Raw genomic sequence first — 2,114 nt, 5'->3', positions numbered from 1 at the left:
GGAATCGAACCGGCACGGAGTTTGAAGTCCGCAGGATTTTAAGTCCTGTGCGTCTACCAGTTTCGCCACCAGGGCACTTCGCAATCGGAACTGCTCGTATAATATACAATGAATTCAAAGGTTTTGCAACCCCTTTTTTTAAATTATTTTTTATGTTTATAAAATATGCACTATATATCAATGTTTTTTTATATATCTTTTTTAGTAAATCTTAATAGAATCTTCAGATTCATAGATATATTCTGAGTAATCACCTTCAAATACAGCTAAATGTTCAAAAAAATAATTCACTAAATTGATATTTTTCATTTCTTCTTTGGTAAACCACTCCACTTCACCTTCATTACTACTTCTTAAATCACCAGTAAATTTAGTTGCAGAAAATAAAAATACTATATATCTTCCACTTTCTGCCCAGAATTGTTTCACTCCTACTAAACGGGGATTCTTCATAGTTAAACCTGTTTCTTCTTTTACTTCTCTTATTGCAGATTGTACAATTGATTCTCCAGGTTCTATATGTCCTCCAGGAAATGTATATCACTGCCAATCTTTTTTAACTCTATTCTGCAGTAAATACTTATCTCCATCTTTTATCATACAGAGATTAGTTAATTCAACCATTTCAGTTCTCATGGCACTTTCTCCTCATATATCGCTTCTCTAAGCTTTATAAACCATTATACATAAACAGTTATCATATATATACAAAACTGCCTCAAAACGCTTATTTATGCATATTACAAAAGAGATGCAGTGAATTCTTATCCCTATGTGTAAAAACCAGCTATATTACACACGCTGTTCTTATATCAGATGCATATTGAGACATTCTCGTTAGATATAATGTTTCACGAGGAACAGATTCAATATATGCAAGATAAAAAGGAACGTACATTTTCGTACGTCCTTATGTCAAAACAGGTTTATGAATTCATTATATCCTACAACACTTCTTTTACTTTAATTTTTGATACAAACCAATGAAAAATAATACAGAATAACAACGCAAAGACTACACCAAATACATTCTGTATTATTCTTAAGCTTACTGCTCCCTTTAATCCATATAGTTGTGTTGCTATAGCTAAAGCACCAAATGTATTGAAAACAGCCTGCCAGCTATATTGTGTAGAAAAACCTACTCCAATTCCCCCAATCACACCGATAAATGCATATAATGGTGAAGGAAGAAGGAAATATAATACTGTAAAGCAGATCACTCCTGCAATATTTCCAATAATTCTTTTACGTACTCTATATTGCATATCGTCCATAAGTGGTAAGATCACAGACATTGCGGCAATACCAGCCCACATAGCACGTGGCATATCGCAAAGTTCAGCTATACATATTACAACTGGCACACAGATAATCTGACATAGCTGCCATTTTGTTCTTGTGGAAGATAGATCAAATTCCTGTAATATATGTTTTACATGCTTATCGTATGTTCTATGCTTATGGTTTCGATAGAATACGATACAGGTAAGAACTGCACCTACAGCCATTCCAGCAATTCTCATCAAATAGCTCTTTCCAGATACATCATAACCATATAATAATAAATATCCTAGAACAAGCGTTGATTGATTGAACATAGATGGATTATGACATCCTAGGAATACTAATATAGCTAATGCAACGATATTTATCAGCATTCCTGCGACTGGAGAAAGTTTATTAGCCAGGTGTGAACATAAAGTCATATTAATGAAAAATAACACCAGAAGCACTGTAGATTGTCCTGCATGAATTTCAAAGTGTGCTTGTCTAAATACCATAATACATAAGAGAACAACCACTCCAGCAATACTATTCTCACTTCCAAATAAAATACTAAATAATGTTACAAAGAGAAAGCAGAATGCCACTGTGATCGCAATTTTAAAAAGATAAACTGCTATGTGATATAGTTTTTCTTTTGTTGTTTTGCTTTGTCTGATGAGTTCTTTAGAACCAGACTGATTCAATTGTAATTCTTGGTAAAATCTCATATAATACCTCCTTAATCAAAATACAAAAAAACTCAGGAATTCTCCTGAGTAACATTCAATGGCGCAGGTTGAGGGATTCGAACCCCCGCAGGACGTTAATCCTCTGTCGGTTTTCAA

Annotated in this window: 2 protein-coding genes and 1 pseudogene; 1 reads left to right on the top strand and 2 read right to left on the bottom strand. The window is 33.5% G+C overall.

The window, feature by feature from the left end; translation table 11 throughout:
- The coding region (locus ABUA27_RS12505; protein ID WP_349820848.1) for a hypothetical protein at nt 1–215 on the top strand (215 nt) is incomplete at its 5' end.
- Here the strand turns inward: ABUA27_RS12505 and ABUA27_RS12500 are convergent.
- Both ABUA27_RS12500 and ABUA27_RS12495 read right to left on the bottom strand, forming a co-directional pair.
- Nucleotides 202–525, bottom strand: a pseudogene (locus tag ABUA27_RS12500) (8-oxo-dGTP diphosphatase); the annotation flags it as partial. The gene ABUA27_RS12505 and the pseudogene ABUA27_RS12500 sit on opposite strands and share 14 nt — an antisense overlap.
- A 419-nt stretch (nt 526–944) precedes the next feature.
- Nucleotides 945–1,997: an FUSC family protein gene (locus ABUA27_RS12495; RefSeq protein ID WP_349820847.1), complete on the bottom strand. Its 1,053-nt coding sequence runs from the start codon at nt 1,995–1,997 to the stop codon at nt 945–947.
- Nucleotides 1,998–2,114: the final 117 nt, after the last annotated feature.

The organism is Catenibacterium sp. RTP21428st1_D7_RTP21428_210409 (assembly GCF_040227455.1).
In the GTDB taxonomy this organism is placed as follows: domain Bacteria; phylum Bacillota_I; class Bacilli_A; order Erysipelotrichales; family Coprobacillaceae; genus Catenibacterium; species Catenibacterium mitsuoka_A.
Note: the sequence above shows the minus strand (reverse complement) of the source record. Positions and strands in the feature narration are given on the sequence as shown.

Bases quoted from the DNA above. Each gene is read 5' to 3' on its own strand.
- ABUA27_RS12495 (WP_349820847.1), bottom strand. From the start codon at position 1,997: ATGAGATTTTACCAAGAATTACAATTGAATCAGTCTGGTTCTAAAGAA.